At 49.4% G+C, this 587-nt stretch carries 1 rRNA gene; it reads left to right on the forward strand.

Going from position 1 to position 587, the window contains the following annotated elements:
- Nucleotides 1-587: ribosomal RNA gene (locus tag DA085_RS20755) — 23S ribosomal RNA — on the forward strand; the annotation flags it as partial.

Genomic DNA, 587 nt, shown 5'->3' on the forward strand with positions numbered 1-587 from the left:
ATAAGTAACGATAAAACGAGTGAAAAACTCGTTCGCCGGAAGACCAAGGGTTCCTGTCCAACGTTAATCGGGGCAGGGTGAGTCGACCCCTAAGGCGAGGCTGAAAAGCGTAGTCGATGGGAAACGGGTTAATATTCCCGTACTTGGTATAACTGCGATGTGGGGACGGAGAAGGTTAGGTTATCGCACTGTTGGATGTGCGTTTAAGCCGGTAGGTGGGTGTTTTAGGCAAATCCGGAACACCATTCAACACCGAGAAGTGATGACGAGGTTCTACGGAACTGAAGTAACCGATACCACGCTTCCAGGAAAAGCCACTAAGCTTCAGGTTATACTAAACCGTACTATAAACCGACACAGGTGGTCAGGTAGAGAATACTCAGGCGCTTGAGAGAACTCGGGTGAAGGAACTAGGCAAAATAGCACCGTAACTTCGGGAGAAGGTGCGCCGGCGTAGATTGTAGTGATTTACTCACGAAGGTTGAACCGGTCGAAGATACCAGCTGGCTGCAACTGTTTATTAAAAACACAGCACTCTGCAAACACGAAAGTGGACGTATAGGGTGTGATGCCTGCCCGGTGCTGGA

Source organism: Ornithinimicrobium cavernae (genome assembly GCF_003121625.1).
GTDB lineage: Bacteria > Actinomycetota > Actinomycetes > Actinomycetales > Dermatophilaceae > Ornithinicoccus > Ornithinicoccus cavernae.